The sequence below is a fragment of the Adlercreutzia sp. ZJ154 genome (assembly GCF_011039055.1).
Taxonomy (GTDB): Bacteria; Actinomycetota; Coriobacteriia; order Coriobacteriales; family Eggerthellaceae; genus Adlercreutzia_A.
Window position 1 is genome coordinate 50517 of sequence record NZ_JAAKEF010000009.1, and the last position, 21172, is coordinate 71688.

The 21172-nt window shown below is 47.3% G+C and carries 21 protein-coding genes and 1 tRNA gene; 21 read left to right on the plus strand and 1 reads right to left on the minus strand.

The features are described from left to right. The first annotated feature begins 43 nt into the window (after window positions 1–43). The 11 genes from G7Y37_RS05335 (at window position 44) to G7Y37_RS05385 (ending at window position 12142) form a co-directional block, all read left to right on the plus strand. Window positions 44–667, plus strand: a complete 624-nt coding sequence (locus G7Y37_RS05335; protein WP_165062437.1) for a cyclodeaminase/cyclohydrolase family protein — start codon at window positions 44–46, stop codon at window positions 665–667. After that, window positions 667–1515, plus strand: coding sequence for a bifunctional 5,10-methylenetetrahydrofolate dehydrogenase/5,10-methenyltetrahydrofolate cyclohydrolase (locus tag G7Y37_RS05340; RefSeq protein ID WP_165062438.1), 849 nt, complete (start codon window positions 667–669; stop codon window positions 1513–1515). The genes G7Y37_RS05335 and G7Y37_RS05340 overlap by 1 nt, the downstream gene beginning before the upstream one ends. Then, window positions 1516–2343 (plus strand): formate/nitrite transporter family protein, encoded by an 828-nt coding sequence (locus G7Y37_RS05345; protein ID WP_165062439.1) that lies wholly within the window; start codon window positions 1516–1518, stop codon window positions 2341–2343. It abuts the gene before it with no gap. Window position 2344: 1 nt separating this feature from the next. Continuing rightward, a complete protein-coding gene (gene tsaE, locus G7Y37_RS05350) occupies window positions 2345–2782 on the plus strand; it encodes a tRNA (adenosine(37)-N6)-threonylcarbamoyltransferase complex ATPase subunit type 1 TsaE (RefSeq protein WP_241156024.1) in 438 nt (145 codons plus the stop codon). A 32-nt stretch (window positions 2783–2814) separates the two neighbouring features. Continuing rightward, on the plus strand, window positions 2815–5568 hold the full coding sequence (tsaD, locus tag G7Y37_RS05355) for a tRNA (adenosine(37)-N6)-threonylcarbamoyltransferase complex transferase subunit TsaD (RefSeq protein ID WP_241156025.1): 2754 nt from the start codon (window positions 2815–2817) through the stop codon (window positions 5566–5568). 69 nt (window positions 5569–5637) lie between these two features. Beyond that, window positions 5638–6930 (plus strand): phosphopyruvate hydratase, encoded by a 1293-nt coding sequence (gene eno / locus G7Y37_RS05360; protein WP_165062440.1) that lies wholly within the window; start codon window positions 5638–5640, stop codon window positions 6928–6930. A gap of 69 nt (window positions 6931–6999) precedes the next feature. Next, window positions 7000–8262, plus strand: a complete 1263-nt coding sequence (gene glp, locus G7Y37_RS05365) for a gephyrin-like molybdotransferase Glp (protein ID WP_165062441.1) — start codon at window positions 7000–7002, stop codon at window positions 8260–8262. Continuing rightward, window positions 8259–8741, plus strand: coding sequence for a molybdenum cofactor biosynthesis protein B (locus G7Y37_RS05370; protein ID WP_165062442.1), 483 nt, complete (start codon window positions 8259–8261; stop codon window positions 8739–8741). The genes glp and G7Y37_RS05370 overlap by 4 nt, the downstream gene beginning before the upstream one ends. A gap of 14 nt (window positions 8742–8755) precedes the next feature. Continuing rightward, window positions 8756–10213, plus strand: coding sequence for an alanine racemase (gene alr / locus G7Y37_RS05375; RefSeq protein WP_165062443.1), 1458 nt, complete (start codon window positions 8756–8758; stop codon window positions 10211–10213). Further along, window positions 10210–10788, plus strand: coding sequence for a uracil-DNA glycosylase family protein (locus G7Y37_RS05380; RefSeq protein WP_165062444.1), 579 nt, complete (start codon window positions 10210–10212; stop codon window positions 10786–10788). The genes alr and G7Y37_RS05380 overlap by 4 nt, the downstream gene beginning before the upstream one ends. Next, window positions 10778–12142, plus strand: a complete 1365-nt coding sequence (locus G7Y37_RS05385) for a folylpolyglutamate synthase/dihydrofolate synthase family protein (protein ID WP_165062445.1) — start codon at window positions 10778–10780, stop codon at window positions 12140–12142. The genes G7Y37_RS05380 and G7Y37_RS05385 overlap by 11 nt, the downstream gene beginning before the upstream one ends. Before the next feature lie 56 nt (window positions 12143–12198). Here the strand turns inward: G7Y37_RS05385 and hpf are convergent, their stop codons facing one another. After that, on the minus strand, window positions 12199–12780 hold the full coding sequence (gene hpf / locus G7Y37_RS05390; protein WP_165062446.1) for a ribosome hibernation-promoting factor, HPF/YfiA family: 582 nt from the start codon (window positions 12778–12780) through the stop codon (window positions 12199–12201). 177 nt (window positions 12781–12957) lie between these two features. Between hpf and nhaA the strand changes: the two genes are divergently transcribed. The 10 genes from nhaA to G7Y37_RS05440 form a co-directional block, all read left to right on the plus strand. Beyond that, entirely contained in the window at window positions 12958–14424 is a 1467-nt protein-coding gene (gene nhaA / locus G7Y37_RS05395) for a Na+/H+ antiporter NhaA (RefSeq protein ID WP_165062447.1), read from the plus strand. Window positions 14425–14523: 99 nt separating this feature from the next. Further along, window positions 14524–16767, plus strand: a complete 2244-nt coding sequence (locus G7Y37_RS05400; RefSeq protein WP_165062448.1) for a cation-translocating P-type ATPase — start codon at window positions 14524–14526, stop codon at window positions 16765–16767. Window positions 16768–16770: 3 nt separating this feature from the next. After that, on the plus strand, window positions 16771–16827 hold the full coding sequence (locus G7Y37_RS09320) for a KxYKxGKxW signal peptide domain-containing protein (RefSeq protein WP_165062461.1): 57 nt from the start codon (window positions 16771–16773) through the stop codon (window positions 16825–16827). Between the two features lie 86 nt (window positions 16828–16913). Continuing rightward, a complete protein-coding gene (locus G7Y37_RS05410; RefSeq protein WP_165062449.1) occupies window positions 16914–17714 on the plus strand; it encodes an SDR family NAD(P)-dependent oxidoreductase in 801 nt (266 codons plus the stop codon). 88 nt (window positions 17715–17802) lie between these two features. Then, window positions 17803–17878 (plus strand) — tRNA-Glu (locus G7Y37_RS05415). 90 nt (window positions 17879–17968) lie between these two features. Further along, a complete protein-coding gene (locus tag G7Y37_RS05420) occupies window positions 17969–18973 on the plus strand; it encodes a virulence RhuM family protein (RefSeq protein WP_206214106.1) in 1005 nt (334 codons plus the stop codon). Between the two features lie 57 nt (window positions 18974–19030). Then, on the plus strand, window positions 19031–19468 hold the full coding sequence (locus tag G7Y37_RS09235) for a type II toxin-antitoxin system Phd/YefM family antitoxin (protein WP_241156026.1): 438 nt from the start codon (window positions 19031–19033) through the stop codon (window positions 19466–19468). Between the two features lie 2 nt (window positions 19469–19470). Next, window positions 19471–19764, plus strand: a complete 294-nt coding sequence (locus tag G7Y37_RS05430; protein ID WP_165062450.1) for a Txe/YoeB family addiction module toxin — start codon at window positions 19471–19473, stop codon at window positions 19762–19764. Window positions 19765–20339: 575 nt separating this feature from the next. Next, window positions 20340–20810 carry a hypothetical protein gene (locus G7Y37_RS05435; protein WP_165062451.1) on the plus strand — a complete coding sequence of 157 codons (471 nt, stop codon included), beginning with the start codon at window positions 20340–20342 and terminating at the stop codon, window positions 20808–20810. Window positions 20811–20907: 97 nt separating this feature from the next. Beyond that, a partial coding sequence (locus G7Y37_RS05440) for a hypothetical protein (protein ID WP_165062452.1) occupies window positions 20908–21172 on the plus strand: 265 nt, incomplete at its 3' end.

Below are 21172 nucleotides of genomic sequence, written 5' to 3' on the forward strand. Positions count from 1 at the left end.
AAACAGGAAGCATCGCAGTTCAAAAAGGGCAGAGGTAGACGCTGTGTTGACCGAAGAGTTTATTGAAGATCTTGCAAGTTCGGCACCTACTCCCGGTGGTGGCGGCGCTTGCGCTTGTGTGGGTGCTTTATCTGCTGCGCTTGCAAGTATGGTAGGCAACATAACTGTAAGCAATCAAAAATACGCAAATACGCACGAACAAATGAGGGCATCTGTCAATCGCCTAAAGAGCACTCGCAAGAATCTTTTGCGCTTAATCGACTTAGATGCGGAAGCGTTCGCGTCTATGTCTGCTGCATTCAAAATGCCGGCTGACACATCTGAGCAGATAGCCAGCAAAGAACTAGCGCTAAATTCGGCACTTATTCAGGCATGTGATATTCCGCTAGACATAATGCAAGAATGTGCAGATGTGCTGGATGAATGCAAGATGTTGGTGCGCGACGGAAGCAGGATGGTCGTATCGGATGCTGGCGTGGCGGCTGTGTTCGCCAAAGCTGCGATAAAAGGTGCCGCGCTGAACGTATGTATAAATACGGAATGGATGACTGAAGAATCTTTAGCTAAGCAGTATATGAATAAGGTTCATAGAATAATGTCTGAAAACGACAGTTTGGCAGACGAGATATATGCACACGTGTTAGAGCGCGTAGGCGGAGGCGAATAATGGCGCAATTGCTAAAGGGAAAGCCAGTTGCAGATGCCATATATTCCAGTTTGAAGAATTGCGTACAAGCACAGGGTAAGCGCGGAATGCAGCCTTGTTTGGCGCTTGTTCGTGTGGGTAATAGTAGTTCGGATGCAGCATATCAGCGCAGCATAATTTCAAAGGCTGAAAGCATTGGCATTAAAGTTAATGTGCATGAATTTGAATCAGGTGTATCTCAGTTTGATGTAGAGGCGGTCTTGGAAAGCATCAATGCAGACAAATCTGTGCATGGGTGCATGATATTTCGTCCGCTTCCAAATACTTTAGACGAATTGCATCTCTGCAACAAAATTGCACCGGAAAAAGATATAGATGGAGTGTGCGCCGCATCGCTTGCAGGTATTTTTGCCGACGTTCGAGAAAGTTTCTCGCCGTGTACTGCGCAAGCTTGTGTGGAGATGCTAGATTACTATGGAATAGATATTGCTGGCAGGAGTGTGGCTGTTTTAGGGCGCAGTCTTGTTGTGGGTAAACCGGCAGCTATGCTTATGCTTTCACGCAACGCTACTGTTACGCTTTGTCATTCCGGAACTGCAAATTTGTCAGAAATTACACGTGCAGCTGACATAGTTATATGCGCTACTGGCAGGGCGCGTGCATATGGGGAAGAATATTTCAGAGCAGGGCATATAGTATTAGATGTTGGAACCAACACCGACTCCGATGGAATGCTTTGCGGCGATGTAGATTTTGCAGCGGTAGAGCCTATAGTGTCTGCTATAACACCAGTACCCGGCGGAATAGGGTCTGTTACTACTGCGGTGTTGCTGAAACATGTAGTTATGTCTTCGGAAGGAAGAGCGTAGATGCCAATATACACACCAAAAGAAATAACGGACAATTATGTAAAAGCATGCCCGGTTAAGGCAACATCGCCTGTGTGGCGTTTGCTTGTGTTGGCAATATTCGCCGGCGTTTTAGTAGGGCTAGGAGCTGTTGCTTCCTCTACGGCGGCGCAAAACATACCAGATACTGGTATGGTTCGTTTGGTAACGGCTGCCGCGTTTCCCATCGGGCTTATTATGATAGTGCTGCTAGGGGCGGAATTGTTTACCGGCAACGCTTTGATGGTTACTGCAGCCATATCGGGCGAAATTACATGGGCTAGTCTCTTGCGAAATTGGGCAGTAGTCTATGTGGGGAATTTCATAGGAGCTGTGGGTCTTGCGGCTTTAATGGCGTTTTTTGGTCAGCTTGATATTGGCGGAGGCACGCTTGCTGTTTACTCGGCGAAAATTGCGGCATCGAAATGCGCACTTCCTTGGATGAATGCCTTTGTTCTGGGAATATTCTGCAATTTGTTAGTTTGTGTAGCAATTTATTTAGGCAATACCGCGCACGATACTGCGGGAAAGGTGCTGGGGGTGTTTTTCCCAATATTTGGATTCGTGTTGGCGGGATTTGAGCACTGTGTGGCTAATATGTACTATATTCCTGTGGGCATCTTTGCCAATATGGGTGCATATGCTAGCGCTATTGCTGACGCGGGCATAAATACTGCTGTGTTGAATTTCGGTACATTTATTACTGCGAATCTAATACCGGTAACTTTAGGCAACATAATCGGTGGTGTTTTGGTGGGGCTTGTAATGTATGCTGCGCATGGTACTAGGCAGAAATGCGATAGGGACTAACATGGCTTTAGCTATAAAAGCAGCACAGCTAGCTTCGCATTTACGCGATGGTGATGTTGTATTGCTAAATGGCGATTTGGGCGCTGGCAAGACGTATTTTGTACAGGCTGTTGCCGCAGAACTAGGATGCGCCGATGCTGTCACCAGCCCCACTTTCAATATAATGCAGGAATACGATGCGCAAGGCTTAAAGATTATTCATTTCGATTTATATAGGTTAGATGATGCCTCGCAACTTGAAGATATTGATTTTTACTATGCGACGGATTCCTGCACGCCGGGCGTTACTTTTATAGAATGGTCTGATAAATTTGCAGACGAAATGCCCGATGATGCCCTGCATATACAAATCAATGTTGAGGGAGACAGTCGCAATATGAATGCGTGGGCTAGCGGCGAACGTTCAGCACAATTGCTCGCCGATTGGATGAATGATTAGGTGAAATTGCGTCTCGCGAGTAAAATCGGGTTATGTCAATATTTCAAGAAGAAATAACGCGCGGGCGCAGCGGGCGCAATATGTATGTCCTCGCATTCGATACCGCGAATGAGGTTATAGCCATAGGGCTTGGGAAGCTGCACCCCACTGATAGTTCTATTGAATTTATAGCAGGTACAGAGGCGGCGGCAAAGCGCGCGTCGAATACACAGCTTCTTCCTCGGATCGATCAGCTTCTAAAGCGTGAAGGTATTAATCGCGAAGATATAGCTTGCGTGTGTGTTGGGCGTGGCCCGGGGTCTTTCACGGGTGTTCGCATAGCTATGGCTACAGCAAAAGGAATTGCTAGTGCTTTAGAAGTTGCGCTTATTGGAGTGTCTACGCTTGATTCTATAGCTTGGAGGGCGTGGGATAGTGGTGTGCGCGGAAAGCTGCTTTTGCTTGGGGATGCGATGCGCAAAGAGGTTTATCCCGCTTGGTTTGAGGTAGCCAACGAAGGTGTTTGCAGGCTTACCGCCGATAGTGTTGTGAAAGCGCAGGAATTTGATGCGACCTGTCCGGTTCCGATGTCAACGGACATGTCCGATTCTGCTTTGGGAGAAGTGTCCAGTCGCTCATACAGTCCTGACTCGCACGGAAGCGCCACTGGCGCTTCCGGCTCGTGCGGAACTCGCTTTGTGAACACCTCTCCCAAATCAGAATCTACTTTTAATGTTGCTGAGACGTATAGCTTTATGAAAACACCGTTGACATCGGAACCTGTCGATACAACGGGTATGTCCGATTCTGCTTTGGGAGAAGTGTCCAGTCGCTCATACAGTCCTGACTCGCACGGAAGCGCCACTGGCGCTTCCGGCTCGTGCGGAACTCGCTTTGTGAACACCTCTCCCAAAGCAGAATCTGCAAATATCTTTGTTGGGGGAGATGGGTTGCAGAAATATGCAGAGCTGTTTGTTGGCGTTGGCGAATTTCTGCCTGAAGATATTTGGACTCCTTCCGGTAAAGGCTTACTTTTAGCGCTGCAACATGCTTGGCGGATGGAAAATTCCGACCCGCTTGATGTTTCGCGGCATAACCCCGGAAAGTTGTTGCCAGTATATACACGCCTTTCCGATGCTGAGGAAAACGAGCGAAAAAAACTTGCAAGCAAAGAGCCTAAAAATCTGCACACCGGCGTGCAAGACTGCCGGGTTACTATGCATGCCTCATCTCGTGTGGGGGAATTCGCAAATGCTCAGGGAATTGTGTATACACCGCTTGCCTCCAAATATATTGCCGATGTAGCCGATATAGAATCCAAATTAATGGGAACAGACGCATGGAATAAGGCACTAATTGCTGATGAGCTGCCTCGCGCCGATCGTACATGGTGGCGCGCTAGCAATTCTTTTGGTTGCACGGTTGGCTATGCCGGAGGGCTTATCGCCTGCGGCGAGGTTCAGATACTAAAAATTGCCGTAGAGCCGCAATATCAACGTTGTGGTTTGGCTAGGCAATTGCTTCTGCGCATTTTGGAAGACGCGCGAAACTTAGGCGCTACATCGGCTTCCTTAGAAGTGCGTGCGTCTAATTTGTCGGCGATTGCATTTTACGAGCACATGGGTTTCAAACGTTTAGGCGTGCGTCCGCGATACTATTCAGATGGTGAAGATGCCGTTATTATGGGTGCCGCCGTGGACGAGCTTCTTGAAACCTCGCAGGGGTTTTCCGCAAAGTGCGATATAGAAATGCCCGATCGGGTGCATGCTGCAAATCCGCTAATTTTGGCAATAGAAAGTTCGTGTGACGAAACTGCTGCTTCCGTAATAGATGGCGATGGGCGCATTCTCTCAGACGTTGTGGCAAGCCAGATAGATTTTCATGCTAGATTCGGCGGTGTTGTTCCAGAAATTGCAAGCCGCAAACATATAGAGGCTATATGTGGAGTTTGCGACGTTGCGCTAGAAAATGCGGGTCAAATTCGATACAAAAACCTTGATGGCGTGGCTGTAACCTATGCGCCCGGGCTTGTGGGCGCGCTTGTTGTGGGTGTTGCGTTTGCCAAGGGCGCAGCATGGGCAGCCGACGTGCCGTTTATCGGGGTAAACCATTTAGAGGGGCACCTGTACGCAAATAAGCTAGCTACTGAATCGGACGCTGACATTCCGTTTTCCCCGCCAGCTGTTGTATCGCTTGTTTCTGGTGGCAACACTATGCTTGTGTATATGCGCGACTGGGGCAACTACGAAATATTGGGCGCCACCATAGATGATGCGGTGGGAGAAGCATTTGACAAAGTTGCTAAGGCGCTAGGGTTGCCTTATCCGGGCGGACCGCATATATCGCGTCTTGCGGCAACAGGAAACCCAGATGCTATAGCGTTTCCGCGCGCAATGATTCATTCAAAAGATTTGCGCTTCAGCTTATCGGGGCTTAAAACGGCTGTTACCACTTATATAAACGAACAGCGCGCTGCTGGTGTGGAACTAAATATGCCAGACATATGCGCCAGTTTTCAAGCCGCTGTTGTAGATGTTCAAGTAGCTAAAGCTAAAACTGCACTTAAACAAACTGGGGCGAAAAAGTTTTGCTTGGGCGGTGGTGTGGCTGCAAATCCTTATCTGCGTCAGGCATACGAGCAAATGTGTGGAGAAATTGGTGTGCAGCTTATAATGCCTCCGCTCTCTGCGTGTGGTGACAATGCAGCCATGATAGCTTTGGTGGCGCTAGATCGGTTCAAAGCCGGGAAGTTCTTTGCGCTTGATGCCGATGCCTATGCACACGCCGATCTTTCCGCGCAGTATTAACAATCTGTACTATGACGTTTTCTTTGATATTATCGTTATTGTTTGTAAAACCACGAAAGGGAGGCAGCTATGGCGGTTATCGTCGACGTGTTCGGACGTGAGGTTCTCGATTCTCGCGGGAATCCTACTGTCGAGGTGGAGGTCGTGCTGGATGATGGTTCATTCGGCCGTGCGGCAGTTCCTTCCGGTGCGTCTACCGGTGCTTTTGAAGCTGTCGAATTGCGAGATGGCGAAAAGTCGCGCTATATGGGCAAGGGCGTTCTTAACGCTGTGCAGCATGTCAATGTAGAAATTGCTGATACATTGCTTGGGCTATCCGCCGAGGATCAGCGTAGCGTCGATATGGAAATGCTAGATGTTGACGGCACTCCGAATAAGGGGAAATTAGGCGCTAATGCAATTCTTGGCGCTTCGCTTGCTGTGGCTAAAGCGGCGGCTGAATCTGCTGAATTGCCACTGTATAAGTATGTTGGTGGTGCTAATGCGCACACTTTGCCCACGCCTATGATGAACATTTTGAACGGCGGCGTGCATGCCGACAACAATGTTGATTTTCAGGAATATATGATTATGCCTGTGGGCGCTAGCACGTTTGCTGAAGCGCTTCGCTGGTGTGCCGAGATATATCACACCCTTAAAGCTGTTTTGCATGATGCAGGTTTGGGTGGTGGCGTCGGAGATGAAGGCGGCTTCGCTCCAAACTTGAAAACAAATGAAGAGCCCCTAAAGTACATTAGTGAAGCTTGCGAAAAAGCTGGCTACACCCCCGGTAGCGACATTATGTTTGCCATGGATCCGGCTTCAACAGAATTCTTTGATGTCAAATCAAAGAAATACATTCTGTCAGGAGAGGGTCGCGAACTAACAAGCGATGAAATGGTGGATTACTGGGCTAACTTGGTTGAAAAGTACCCCATTATTTCTATTGAAGATGGCATGGCTGAAGAAGACTGGGAAGGCTGGCGCAAACTGACCGAGCGCATAGGCGATAAAGTTCAACTTGTGGGCGACGATCTGTTTGTTACTAATACCGAGCGCTTGCGCCAAGGTATCGAAATGGGCTGCGCTAATGCAATACTTATCAAGGTAAACCAGATAGGCAGCTTGACAGAAACGCTAGATGCGATAGAGCTGGCGAAAACACATGGTTATGCATGCGTTATGAGTCATCGCTCTGGCGAAACTGAAGACACTACAATTGCCGATTTGGCTGTTGCTACCAACTGTGGGCAAATAAAGACAGGTGCTCCAGCACGCAGCGATCGTGTGGCGAAGTACAACCAGTTGTTGCGCATAGAAGAACAGTTGGAAGACCAGTCGCAGTACGCAGGCATTAAAGCCTTCTACAACATAGAACGATAGCGGCGAAACAATGGGCGTCTTTCGAGGCGCCCATTCTATGCACTTATATATCCACGTTTGAGGAGTGTTATGTCAAAAGACGAAATGATATCTCTTAGCGAAGCTAGAGAACTTGTGTTAAGCCGCATTGGCGACATGCCGGTTGAGACTGTGGGGTTGCTTGACGCCGTTGGGCGCGTTGCAACAGAGGATTTGCGAAGCGATATAGACGTGTCGCCTTTTGCGCATTCCGCGATGGATGGTTTTGCCGTGCATGCATCCGACTTGACTGACGCTAGCGCGGATGCGCCGGTTCAGCTAAAAGTAATTGGCGATATAGGTGCAGGCGATGTATTCCAAGATGCTATTGGTTTTGGGGAGTGCATTCGCATAATGACGGGCGCTGAATTGCCCTCAGATGTCGATGCTGTTGTGAAATACGAGATAGTGGATGTAGTTGAAGGCGACGGCAAACGAGGATCTATCGTGTCGTTTACCCAGCCTACTGCAGCTGGAAGTAATGTGCGACAGGCTGGTGAAGAGGCTCGTGCAGGGCAGGTAGTGGTGCAAGCAGGAGAAGTTCTAGGTACCGCTGGCGCAGGTTTTTTGGCTAGCTGCGGCGTGCTAAAAGTGCCTGTACGCAAGCGTCCAACTGTGGGAATTATGGCTACGGGTAGCGAACTGGTGCCGCCGGATACGGTTCCCGGTGCTGGTCACATTCGCGAATCTAACTCTTTTGCTTTGGCTGCATGCGCGAAAGCCGCAGGTGCAATTCCAACAATTTTGCCTATTGTTGCCGACACATACGAGGGCTTACGCAACGCTGTAGTTCAGGCAAGCACGCAATTCGATTTCGTTATAACAACAGGCGGCGCTGCAAATGGCGATTACGACTTCATAAAACAAGTTGTGGAAGATACCGGCGAGCTGCTAATGACGCTTGTGAATATGCGTCCCGGAAAGGCTCAGACATTTGGTCTTGTGAACGGCACGCCCGTATTTGGGTTGCCGGGAAATCCGGCTGCAGCGTATTGTGGTTTCGAGATGATAATTCGCCCAGCGCTGCGCAAGATGCAGGGCTATTGCCATTTCGATCATCCGCGTGTTCGCGCTAGCCTAACAAAAGATGTAAAAAAGAAAGATCCGCGCATGATTTTACTGCGCTCTGTGCTAACAGTTACAGATGATGGCACCTATAAAGTAACTCCAGCTACGAATCAAAGTTCGGGGTCTTTTGGTGTTATCCAGAAAACCAACTGTCTAAGCGTAATGCCTGCCGGATTAGAGTCGAAAAAAGCTGGCGATATTTTAGAGTGCATACTGTTAGATATCCCAGAGGAGGTAGCGTTATGAGTGAGTCTGTATCGTTTGCGATAATTACATGCTCAGATACGCGCAGCATGAAAGAAGATCAGGCAGGCGATGCCCTAGAGCAGCTAATAGCGCAATCGGGTTGGGAATTGCGCGACCGCGTTATAGTTACCGATGATCGCAGCGCCATATCTGCAGCAATTGTGCGCGCAACAGATGAACTGAAATGCGACGTAGTGCTTACATGTGGGGGCAGCGGCTTGTCGCTTCGCGATGTTACGCCGGAAGCCACGATGGACGTATGCGATAGAAATGTTCCCGGAATAGCTGAAGCAATGCGCGTGCACAGCTTGCAAATTACCCCATACGCTATGCTGTCGCGGGCGCTGTGCATGCAACGTGGTCGGTCGTTGGTTATCAATTTGCCGGGTTCAACAAAAGCTGCAACAGAGAATTGGGAAGGAATAGTAGACGCTTTGCCGCATGCCGTAAAGATGATGGACGGCAAAGGTCACAACTAGCGTACAATATAGCTATGGAAGAACTCCCTAACGGTTTCACGGGCTTTAGAAAGCGCAGTCCCGGCTTTACGTCGGCTGGCGATGCTATGCGCAAATCGCGCCGAGCTGCCGAGATGGGTCGCGAAGATGTACGCTACAAGGAAAGTGGGCGTAAGGCGGCTCAATATGGCTGGCAGGTTCCGCGCGAAAGCCTTGCTATCGATAATAAGAAGCTAAATACAAGGTCGTATACCGACCCTGCAGATATGAAATATTACCTGCGCGTTCCCGATGTTTTAAATGGCGAAATGCCGCCAGTGTATAACACAGAGGCGCTTGCAGAAATTCCTGAATACGAAAAGCGTTGGTCGTGGGTGCAGATAGATTTATCTGCTATTCGCCACAATACAATGGCTGTGAAAAATTCACTTCAGCCCGGCGTTCGTCTAATGGCAGTAGTTAAGGCAGATGGATATGGGCACGGTGCACTACGCTGTGCGCAAACTATGTTGAATTCCGGTGCCGAACAGCTAGCTGTTGCTACGGTGGAAGAGGGCATTCAGCTTCGCGAAGAGGGCATTCAGGCTCCTATTTTGATACTGTCTGAACCGCCTATTTCAGCTGTGCCGCTTCTTTTGGCGCACAAATTAATGCCAAGCGTATTCAATGTAGAATTTGCTATACGCTATGCTGAAGCAGCCGACAGCATAGATACGAAGGCTCCGTATCATTTGAAGATTAATACGGGAATGAACAGGATAGGTGTTCATTATTCTGAAGTTGCTGAATTTTTGCGGCAAACGTCTTTTCATCGGGCGCTTGAACTGGTTGGCACGTTTACGCATTTTGCTACGGCAGATGAATCTGACACTATGGAAATAGAGCGAGCCAACAATCGTTTCCTTATGGCTTTAGATGCAATGGAGGCTTTAGGAGTCGATCCCGGAATAATACATGCAGCCAATTCCGCAACAACCACGCGATTCCCGCAACTGCAATACGATATGGTTCGTGTAGGTCTTTCGCTGTATGGCTACTATTCCACGCCAGAAATGTTTGGCATGATAGATTTAATTCCCGCGATGAGCGTGCACGCGCGCATTACCGACGTAAAGAACGTTCCTTTGGGCGAGGGTGTAAGTTATTTCCTTACGTACAGAAGCGGCGGCTATGCAAAGATATGCACGGTTCCTATTGGTTATGCAGATGGGCTGCGATTTAACTTATCGAACAGCATAAATTTTGTACTAAATGGCAAACAAGTTCCGCAGGTGGGTAACATCTGCATGGATCAATGCATGTTCGAGGTGTCTCAGCGATCTAGGGGCACTTCTGCGTATATTGAACCGCAAATTGGCGATGAAGTGCTAATAGTTGGCGCTAAAGGCGACGCTTTCGCGACAATAGATGAAATGGCAGATATATTAGGCTCGATGAGCTACGAAATTTGTATTGGTTTTGGTAATGGCAGGCTGCCTCGGGTGTATGTATGAGTAAAATTCCTATTCCGTTAGATGAAATTAGACAAAGTGTATCGCAATGCCGTAGTTGCCCCCTTGTTGATGGGCGCACAAACGTAGTATTTGGCGAAGGTAGCCCGAATGCTCGTGTCCTTATAGTGGGAGAAGCGCCGGGTAAAAACGAAGACTTGCAGGGGCGCCCGTTTGTCGGTGCTGCTGGAAAATACTTAGATGAACTTTTAGGTGTAGCTGGTCTTAGGCGTGAAGAGGTTTTCATAGCCAACGTGCTTAAATGTCGGCCTCCCGGAAACCGCGATCCTAGACCAGAGGAAATAGAAGCATGCGCGCCATTTTTACGCGAACAGACGCGCACCATAAATCCCGAGTACATAGTTACTCTAGGAAATTTTTCAACGAGATTTATCCTGAAGACCGATCGCGGAATAACGGGGCTGCACGGACAGCTTCATATGGCTGGGCGTTTTAAGGTGTTTCCTGTATTTCACCCCGCAGCTGCGCTCTACGATAGCAAGAAGCGAGAGGCGCTTGAGAACGACTTCGTCACTTTAGGGCAGCTGTTGAAAAGCGAAACAATCAATGGGAATTAAAGCATCTTGCGCGGAAAAAGACGTGTGCAACAGTGCGAATTTTGACCCTGTTGAATATATCAATACACCACGCTGGCTTACGTCGAAACCCGGTCTTCGCCGAATAGAGGCGCTGACTGAAAAGCTTGGGCAACCTCAAGATAGGCTACGTTTTGTGCATGTTGCTGGCACGAATGGCAAGGGAAGTGTATGCGCATACTTGTCGTCTATTCTGCAGGAATCTGGGCTAAAAGTAGGCCTGTTCACAAGCCCGTATATAGAGCGCTTTGAAGAGCGCATACGTGTTGACGGCAAAGACATAAACATCCCTGACTTAACAGCTGCCACATTGCGCGTGCGAGATGCGGCGTGTGCTGTTGAAGCCGAACTAGGAGAACATCCTACTGAGTTTGAGCTGATGTGTGCTGTTGCGCTAGTTCATTTTGAAGCTGTAGGCTGCGATATATGCGTTATGGAAACGGGGCTAGGTGGCAGGCTTGATGCCACAAATATAATTACTCCCGACATTAGTGTTATAACGCGCATAGGGCTTGACCATACAGATTTGCTAGGGGAAACGCTAGGCGAGATAGCCTCCGAGAAAGCAGGCATTATTAAGAGTGGCTGCAGTGTTGTTAGTTGGCAACAAGACGCAGAAGCGCTAATCCCTATAGAAGCTGCATGCAAAAATAGGGGCTGCCAGCTTATAATGCCCGACTTTAACAATTTGAAGGTGTGTGCGCTCAATTTTTCTTCTGGTTTATACAGTTTTGAATACAAAGGCAAAAGTTATCAAATACGTTTATTGGGAAGCTGCCAGCCGTTTAATGCTAGCGTTGCTATAGAGGCAGCGTGGGCGCTGCGTGCACTTGGGTGGAACATTTCCGATAATGCTATTTATGTTGGGCTTGAAAAGACCAGATGGACCGGGCGGTTTGAAATTATTAGCAAAGAGCCGCTCTGCATTGTAGACGGTGCTCACAACCCGCAAGGAGCATATGCTTTGGCTGAGTCGTTGCGGGAATTGCTGGCGGCTGCCGATATGAAAAATTGCAAGGTAAATTTTATTGCTGGAGTTCTTGCCGATAAAGATTACGAGCATATGATTGCTGCATTAGTGCCGCTAGCTTCTTCTTTCACGACGTATACGCCCGATAATCCTCGCGCATTAACTTCTGGCGAACTTGCGTCTGTAATACACGCTCAGGCGCAAGACGACATTTTGATTGAGGCAGCCAAAAGCTCTGAAACCGCTGTGAAAATGGCGCTATCACGCACTTCGCCATGCGATTGCGTTGTTGCGTTTGGCACGTTGTATTCTGTGTCTCGCATAAAGAAATGCCTGCAAAGCGTTGTATCTGCAGGCATTTCGTAAATTGTATCTGTAGTTATTTAGCAGTTATTATTCTGCTTTGCGCTAAGCTATGGGCGCTATTCAGTTGGGGTTAGAAGACCATATCCTCCATCGTGACGTCTGTATAGCACGTGTACGTTTCCGCTGTCGCGGTCGGTATAAACGTAGAAATCGTGTCCCAGTAAGTCTATTTCGGTAAGAGCTTCTTCTTCGGTCTTGGGCGAATACTCTATTTCCTTGCGACGCACCACTTCGTTGTCGGATAGCTCTTCCATCAACTTGTCTAGGTCAAGTTCGCTTTCTGCGCGTGCACTTTCGCGATCGTGCACCACTTCGGTTTCTCGCTTTTCGCGTCTTTTGTCGTTCACACGAGTTTTAAGTTTGCGCAGCTGTCGGGCAATTTTTGCCGCCGCAACATCTATGGCTGCAAATAGGTCTTCCTCGCGCACTTGCGCACGGGCAACATGATTAGGAATGAATACCGTTACCTCGCAGATAGCAGCGTTCTTAATTGCGGGGTTTTTTTCGCGGAATAACACTATTTCGCAAGCTGTTGCATTCACATCTAACTGTTGAACTGCGCCACCTATTTTTTCGATAGCGTATTCTTTCGTAGAATCGCTTACATTTATCTTGCGTCCGGAAACTTTGATATCCATTGCGTACCTCTGTCTATTGTTGTGGACAATACAATTAAGGATAGGCTAATTTGCGTCTGTGTGTCGAGCATTACGAAAGTGTATCCTTTCTGATAACTAATCTAATATAGCTTGACGCCAGCATTGCCCTATAATCCTTAGAAAACACCATAGCATATGATTGAGTAGGGGCGCGAGATGGCACATACCGAGAAAACCCAACAAGAGCCCAAAATTTCGGAAGAATCAGCCGATAAACTAGAACTTGTACAACCTACAGCAGAGAATCCAGATCCGCACGGAATATACATAGATGAAGTGCAAGGTCGTAATCGGCGGATGCGTAAGCTGATATCTTTTACACACTCTTCAACGCGGGCGGCGGGTGTTATGCTGCTGGCTGCTATAGCGGCGCTAATAGTGGCGAATACGGCTGCATACGAGCCTTTCTATAATTTTTGGCATCATACGGAAGTAATTCTTGCGGTTGGTCCTTTGTGGGGCGAAATTTCGCTTGCGCATATGATAAATGACATGTTTATGGCGGTTTTCTTTTTGCTGGTCGGCATTGAAATTAAATACGAAATGACCGTGGGAGAACTTACCAATATTAGACAAGCGGCGCTTCCTATAATGGGTGCAATTGGTGGCGTGGCTGTTCCTATAGTAATTTACCTGCTATTCAATGCTGCAAATCCGCAGACTATTGGCGGCTGGGGTGTGCCTACCGCAACCGACATTGCGTTTGCGCTTGGTATATTGGCGCTTCTGGGCAGCCGCGTACCTAGCGGCATTCGAGTGTTTCTGTCTACGTTGGCTGTGGCTGACGACATAATAGCAATTCTTGTAATTGCAATTTTTTATGGCGAAAGCCCAAATCTGGGATGGCTTGCTGCTGCTGCGGTAGTATTTATTGTGCTTGTTGTTATGAATCGTAAGCATGTGTATTCGCTGGTGCCTTATATGCTTGTAGGGTGTATACTTTGGTTTTGCGTTTATATGTCTGGTGTACATGCAACTATTTCTGGTGTGTTGTTGGCGTTTGTTATACCGTCTGGCAGCCGCATAAATATGCAAACGTTTTTGGAGTGGTCAGGCGATCGCGTGCAGTTGGCGAACAAATTTCACGATGAACAAACGCCTATAGTGGCGCAGAAAAAATATTTAACCACGGTGAATAGCTTATCGAATGTGTCGCGCGAAGTGTTGCCCCCTGTAACGCGCTTAGAACACAAACTTTACCCGTGGGTTTACTTTGCCATATTGCCGCTGTTTGCGCTTACTAATGCCGATGTGTCATTAGTCGGTGGCGACATATTCGCAATGCTAACTTCGAATGTGGTTATGGGTGTGTTTTTTGGTCTTGTTGTAGGTAAGCCTCTTGGCATTATGTTGATGAGCTTTCTATGTGTAAAGCTGCATATTGCCAAATTGCCCGAAGGTGTGAATTGGATGCACATGTTGGGCGCTTCCATATTGGGTGGCGTAGGTTTCACAATGGCCATTTTTGTTGCCAATTTGGCTTATACCAGCAGCGTGTTTGTGTCCGAGGCGAAATTGGCGATTCTTCTTGCATCGCTATTTGCTGGGGTGGTAGGGTTTTTGTTCTTGTTCATGCAGGCTTCAAAAGCGGAAAAACACTCTCGGAAGCATCCTGAACAGTAACGGCTAGTCTTGCGCTTATATGTTTAATTGACTATATTCTACTTAATACAATTTATGAACATATGCGCATATATTGAAAAGAAGTAAAAAGAAGGCAGCATGAGTGAAACTACGACTATCCGTCTTGCTATAGACGGTATGCATTGTGCAAACTGTGCAGCGAATATTGAAAAGCATTTTCGGCAAACGCCGGGTGTTGAAGATGTTGCGGTAAATTTGGCTAACAATACTGGGATGGTTACGTTCAATACGCGAATTGCCAGCGTAGACGATATGCTGCACGTTTTTGACGATATGTCTTTTACGGCAGAATTAATTCCTGAAGATGCGCCACTGGTTGATGAAAAGCGGCGCGCACGCGAGGCGGAACGTGCCAAGCACGATATACATGTTTTTGCTACTTCACTAGTGTTAACAATACTAATAGTCTGCATAGGAATGATTCCGGGCGCACATATGATGTTTGGCGGTGCTTTAGCAGGCATGTTTGTGCCCGATCCAACGCACGCTCAATCTATGTTTGCAGCTAATTTGGTACTTCTTGTGTTAACTATTCCGGTGCAATTCGGGTGCGGCGCGCGCTTCTATAAAGGTGCATTTCAGTCAATTCGCGGCGGAAGCGCAAATATGGATGTTTTGGTAGCGCTTGGCACCACAATTGCTTTCATATTTTCGCTTTGGATAACTTTCTTGCCTGTGATAAATGGAGACTGGACAGGCAACAGCGGCTTGCAAATTAACGAGGGCATGCCCTATTTCGAGACATGCGCCATGCTGATTACATTTGTTTTGTTGGGCAAGATATTAGAGACGCGGGCAAAAGGAGCAACCAATCAGGCAATAGAGGCACTGATAAACTTAACTCCGCCTACTGCTGTTGCGCTGCGGGGCGGAAAGCAGATAGAAGTGCCGCTTGCTCAGGTTGCAGTGGGCGATTCAGTGCTAGTGCGTCCCGGCGAGAAAATGCCTGTAGATGGCGTAGTTTCGGAAGGTTCCACCGAAGTGGACGAATCGATGCTTACAGGCGAGGCGCTTCCTGTGGTGAAAAAGGTTGGCGATGAGGTGGTTGGAGGCACGGTAAACACCACCGGTTCCATTACGGTACGGGCCCAGCGAGTGGGCGGGGATACTACTCTTGCCCGCATAGTGCGCGCTGTTGAAGATGCCCAAGGAAGCAAAGCGCCCGTGCAGCGCATGGCAGACCGTATTGCCGCGGTATTCGTGCCGGTTATTTTAGGGTTGGCGGTTATTACGTTTTGTGTATGGTTCTTATTTGTGCCACCTGCGGGTGTTAACACATTGCTGCAGCAATCGCTGTTGCCGGCTATAGCCGTAATAGTTGTGGCGTGTCCGTGTGCTTTGGGGTTGGCTACTCCTACAGCTTTGATGGTCGGTATGGGCAAAGGCGCGCAGATGGGAGTGCTTATAAAAGATGGCGAAGTGCTGGAGTCTATGTGTAAATTATCGGCTGCAGTATTCGATAAGACCGGCACTATAACCTGCGGTGCGCCTGTTGTAGAGAAGTGCGATGTATCAAACGAGTGGCTTGCGTTGGCGGCTGCGGTTGAAGAGAAAAGCGAACATCCGCTGGCACGTGCTGTTGTGCGTTATGCGCAAGATGCGGGCATAGCATTTGCCGATGTAGATGTACAAGATTTTAATGCGGTAGTTGGTGCGGGTGTAGTTGCGCGCGCTAATGGACACGATATAAAAGTTGGCAGCAGAGTTATTGTGGATGGCAAAGACGTAGGTGGTTTTACTTTCCGCGATGAACCTAAGCCCGATGCTGCAAGTGCGCTTGGGCAGCTGCGCGGGCAATTCAATGTGGCATGTTATATGGTTACAGGCGATGCGCAGAAGCCAGCTATGGAAGTAGCAAACGAGGTAGGAATAGAGCAAAGTCGCGTATTTTGGGGCGTAAAGCCAATTGAAAAGGCTGAGCGAGTAAACGAAGTTCGCGCTAATGCATCTGAAATGGGCGACGATTCGGGCAAGAAACAGGCTGCCGTAACGGCATTTGTGGGCGATGGCATAAACGATGCACCTGCTTTGGCTGCAGCTGACATAGGTATAGTTATGGCATCTGGTACCGATGTTGCCATAGATGCCGGACAAGTGGTTCTTATGCGTAATCGCCTAGCTGATATGGTTGTGGCTCTTCGCCTATCAAAGGCAACAATGCGCAAAATAAAACAGAATCTATTCTGGGCATTAATTTATAACTGCATAATGATTCCGCTTGCGGCTGTTGGTATATTAGCCCCAGCTTTGGCGGGTGCCGCCATGGCGCTTTCCAGTGTAACGGTTGTTTGCAATTCACTTCTGCTCAAGCGCTTCAAATAACGTTTGAACGATGCAGGTAAGCGGTGGCTATTTAGCTGTATGGCGCATTTCACCTATTGATAGTGCGATTTAATACGCTGTTTACAATATGAAACGTACTCTTTGATATAGTCATATCATTTATAGACAAGGTGAAAGGTTTATTTATGGGCGCTTTTGAAAATAAGACAGTTATTGTAACCGGCGGTGGGTTTGCAGCGCTAAAAGATGGTTCTGCGGGTTCAATTGGATATGGAATAGCTACGGCTTTTGCGAAAGAGGGCGCGAATTTGGTATTAACCGGGCGCAATGTGCAAAAGCTTGAAACCGCAAAGGAGAAACTAGAAGCCGAATTTGGCATAAAAGTGCTTCCTGTGCAGGCTGATGTTGAAGCTAGTGCCGACAATAAAGCTGTCGTGCAAAACGTGGTAGACAAAGCTATGGCAGAATTTGGTCGCATAGATGTGCTGGTGAATAACGCACAGGCTTCTGCTTCGGGCGTAACGTTGGCTGACCACACTACCGATCAGTTCAATTTGGCTATTTATTCTGGGCTGTATGCCGCTTTCTATTATATGCAGGCTTGCTATCCGCATCTGAAAGAGACAAAGGGCAGCGTTATTAATTTTGCCAGCGGTGCTGGTTTGTTTGGCAACTATGGACAGTGTGCATATGCTGCCGCTAAAGAGGGCATTCGTGGCATGAGCCGTGTGGCTGCAACCGAGTGGGGTCCTGATGGAATTAATGTGAACGTGGTGTGCCCGCTTGCTTGGACGGCTGCGCTAGAGAAGTTCCAAGATGAATATCCGGATGCTTATAAGGCTAATGTACATATGCCGCCTATGGGTCATTATGGCAATGTTGAAACCGAGATAGGGCGCGTTGTGGTGCAACTTGCCAGCCCCGATTTCAAGTTTATGAGCGGCGAAACTATTACTTTGGAAGGTGGCTTGGGGCAGCGTCCGTAATGCGTTTGCGGAAAGCGTCGTATTTTTTGCTTGCAGTACAGGATTGGCTTTGGCATAATAGACAAGCTACTCTTGTGGCATACATAATGGTCCCGTCGTCTAGCGGTTAGGACGCCGCCCTTTCAAGGCGGAGGTCGCCGGTTCAAATCCGGTCGGGACTACCAAGAAACACGAGGTCAGTAGGTTATTCCTACTGACCTTTTTAATAGGGTAACTTGATGATAGTCATTTGACCTATCTGGAGGCGATTGACCATGAAATCTAACGAGATAATTCCCGCTAAGCCAGGTGACATCGTTCTCTATCAGTCAGAAGCAGGCGTTCCGGAAATCGAGTGTGTGTTTCATGGCGAGAACATGTGGCTTTCTCAGGCTCATATGGTCGATCTATATCGAATCTCAAAGAAAACAATTAGCGAGCATATCAACAACATTATTGATGAGGGAGAATTGGACGCTGATGCAGTTGTCCGGAAATTCCGGACAACTGCTGCTGACGGGAAAAACTATCAAGTTAACTACTATTCTCTTGAAATGGTGATTGCTGTTGGCTATCGAGTTCGCGGAAATCGGGGTACTCAGTTTCGTAAATGGGCAACTGTGCAATTGAAAGAATATCTTCAGAAAGGTTTCAACCTTAATGATAAGGCGTTAAAAAATGCTGGTGGGGGAACGTATTGGAAAGAGCTGCTTGCTCGTATTAGAGATATTCGTTCGAGTGAAAAGGTTCTGTATCGACAAGTACTTGATTTATATGCGACAAGTATTGACTATGATCCAAAGGCCGATGAATCTGTCCTATTCTTCAAGACGGTTCAAAACAAAATACACTATGCTGCTCATGGGCATACTGCTGCGGAAGTAATTATGCAACGAGCAAATGCAGAGCTGCCTTTCATGGGTCTTACAACATTCGAGGGCGAGCAGCCAACGCGTGAGGAAACTGAGATAGCGAAGAATTATCTCAACGAAAAAGAATTGCAGCGGCTTAATAATCTTGTATCGGCGTTTTTTGACTTAGCAGAAATGCGGGCAGAAGACCATCAGCCAATGTGTATGAAAGATTGGATTCGCGAGTTAGACGATTTTGCGCAACGCTATGGCAAGGGGTTGCTCGAAGGTTCAGGTAAGGCTAATCATAAGGGAGCCATAACGAAGGCTCATAAGGAATATGAGGCCTATAGAGTGAGGATTTCTGCCCAGCCAACACGCATTGATTGCGATTTTCTCGAAGAGATTAAAGGAATACAAAAGTACTAAAAATGGTCAAAACTTCCGACTTTCCATGGTCGGATTGCCGTATAGCTGGCTTGAATTGTGGAGAACACTGGGCAAACAGTATTTGGTGATGCACCTATAGGGGCTATTTTGCGTTTTTCACAGTGGAAAGCTGGAAGTTTTGACCATTTTTCCGTAAAAAACTTTCTGCAAGATTGTATTTGTCTTGACGTACGTAAATACGTACGTTACTATCTAGTCAACTTAGACGGAAGTGAGACAATTATGACTTCGATAACTGCGACGGCATTGCGTCAGAATATCTACCAAACCATTGCTCAGGTAAACGCCAATTGTGCTCCTATTTCTATTACTAGCAGCAAGGGAAAAGGTGCTGTTCTTATAGGAGAAGACGAATGGGCAGCTATTGAGGAAACACTTTTTTTGAATAGCATTCCGGGGATGACAGAATCTTTACAGATAGGATTGCAGGAATCATTAGATGATTGCATTTCCGAAGACCAACTGGAATGGTAGCTATGTATCTTATTAAGATTACAAAGCAAGCTGCAAAAGATGCGAAGAATCTTAAATCTGCTGGATTAGACAAGAAAGCGAAAGCTCTTATTGATGTAATTCGAGAAGATCCCTTCAAAAATCCACCTGCATACGAACCGTTAGTCGGCAACTTGTCTGGGCTTTATTCAAGGCGAATTAATTTGCAACATCGGCTTGTCTATCAGGTATATGCACAGCCCATTGACGAAAACGGGATTTCTTACGAAGGGACCATAAAAATCGTTCGTATGTGGACCCACTACGAAAAAGTATAGGCTTCAAAGGACACCGAAGCAAAAATGAAGCATCATATCCAATAACGCACTGAAAGTGGTCAAAACTTCCGACTTTCCATGGTCGGATTGCCACATAGCTGGCTTGAATTGTGGAGAACACTGGGCAAACAGTATTTGATGATGCATCTATAGGGGCTATTTTGTGTTTTTCACAGTGGAAAGCCGGAAGTTTTGACCATTTTTCCGTAAAAAACTTTCTGCAAGATTGTATTTGCACGTTATGCAATTAATTCTTTGGGCTGTAAGTGCTTAATCGTCCTTCAAACAAAGCGCAACCTTTTGCAGTTACTTTAGGAAGAATTGCAGTTGGGTTGCAGTTAAGTTGCATATTGAGTCGCGAGCGAATTGTGATTGTGTCTGTCCGTATTGCGATTGCAATCGCCGAAGTTACAGCGGCGCCCCTAATCTGTTGAAATCGTGAAGGGCTCTGCCCATTCTCAAATTTATGCTTGCATTTTGCTTTGTGCGAGGCGTATAAATTGTTCAGCCTTAAAAGGCATCGGGTATAAAAAAGACGAAGTTCATCAAGGCAGTTATTGCACGGGACGCAATAGATGATGAACATTAAGGGACAGATAGATATGAGTGACACTACTATGCTCAAACGAGCTGCTTCTGTGGTTTTGTCCACAACGCTAGCATGCTCTCTTGCACCGTTTGCAGCTTTTGCAGATGAAAACAATAAAGGCAATGCGGCGGATGCAACAGATTCTAAAACCAATACAACAAATGTGCAGACACAAGAAGGCGCAAATGCGCTTGTCGCTACTCCTATAGAAGTGCAAGATGTAGTGCGCGCAAGTGTTCCTGTGAACTTAGATGCAGATATTGCCACCATGCTTACCTACAACGATCTAAACTATGTGGCAGATGAGGCAACCGCCACAGCAACACTGGTTGGTTTTAGCACAAGCCCCGAAGGTGCACTAGAAATTCCTGCACAAGTTGTTTCTGGTGAGAAAACCTACACAGTAACGAACATAAGTTCGAATATAGAAATGGGGGGGGGGGTTCTGCGATTCTAGGTTAGACCCTGAAAACCTCGCAGAAACCCAAAAAATTTCAACCGCTGATGCGGTAACTCAATCGAGTAATATTGAAGGTGCGGCAAGCGCCACAAATGTGGCAAATTCCACAAGCGCTGCAAATTCTAAAAGCGCCGAAAACTCCCAAAACTCCGAAAGCGCCAAAAATCCCTACACAAGTGAATATTATGCCGAAGCTGAGAAAGCACTTGGCGTTACCTCTATAACTATTCCATCTACAGTTAAATCTATCGATGTAGGCTTTTTCCAATTGTTTCCAAATGCCACAGCAATACATGTGGCAGAGGAAAACCCTGTTTACTCAAGTTATAACGGCATTCTTTGCAATGCCGATCTAACAA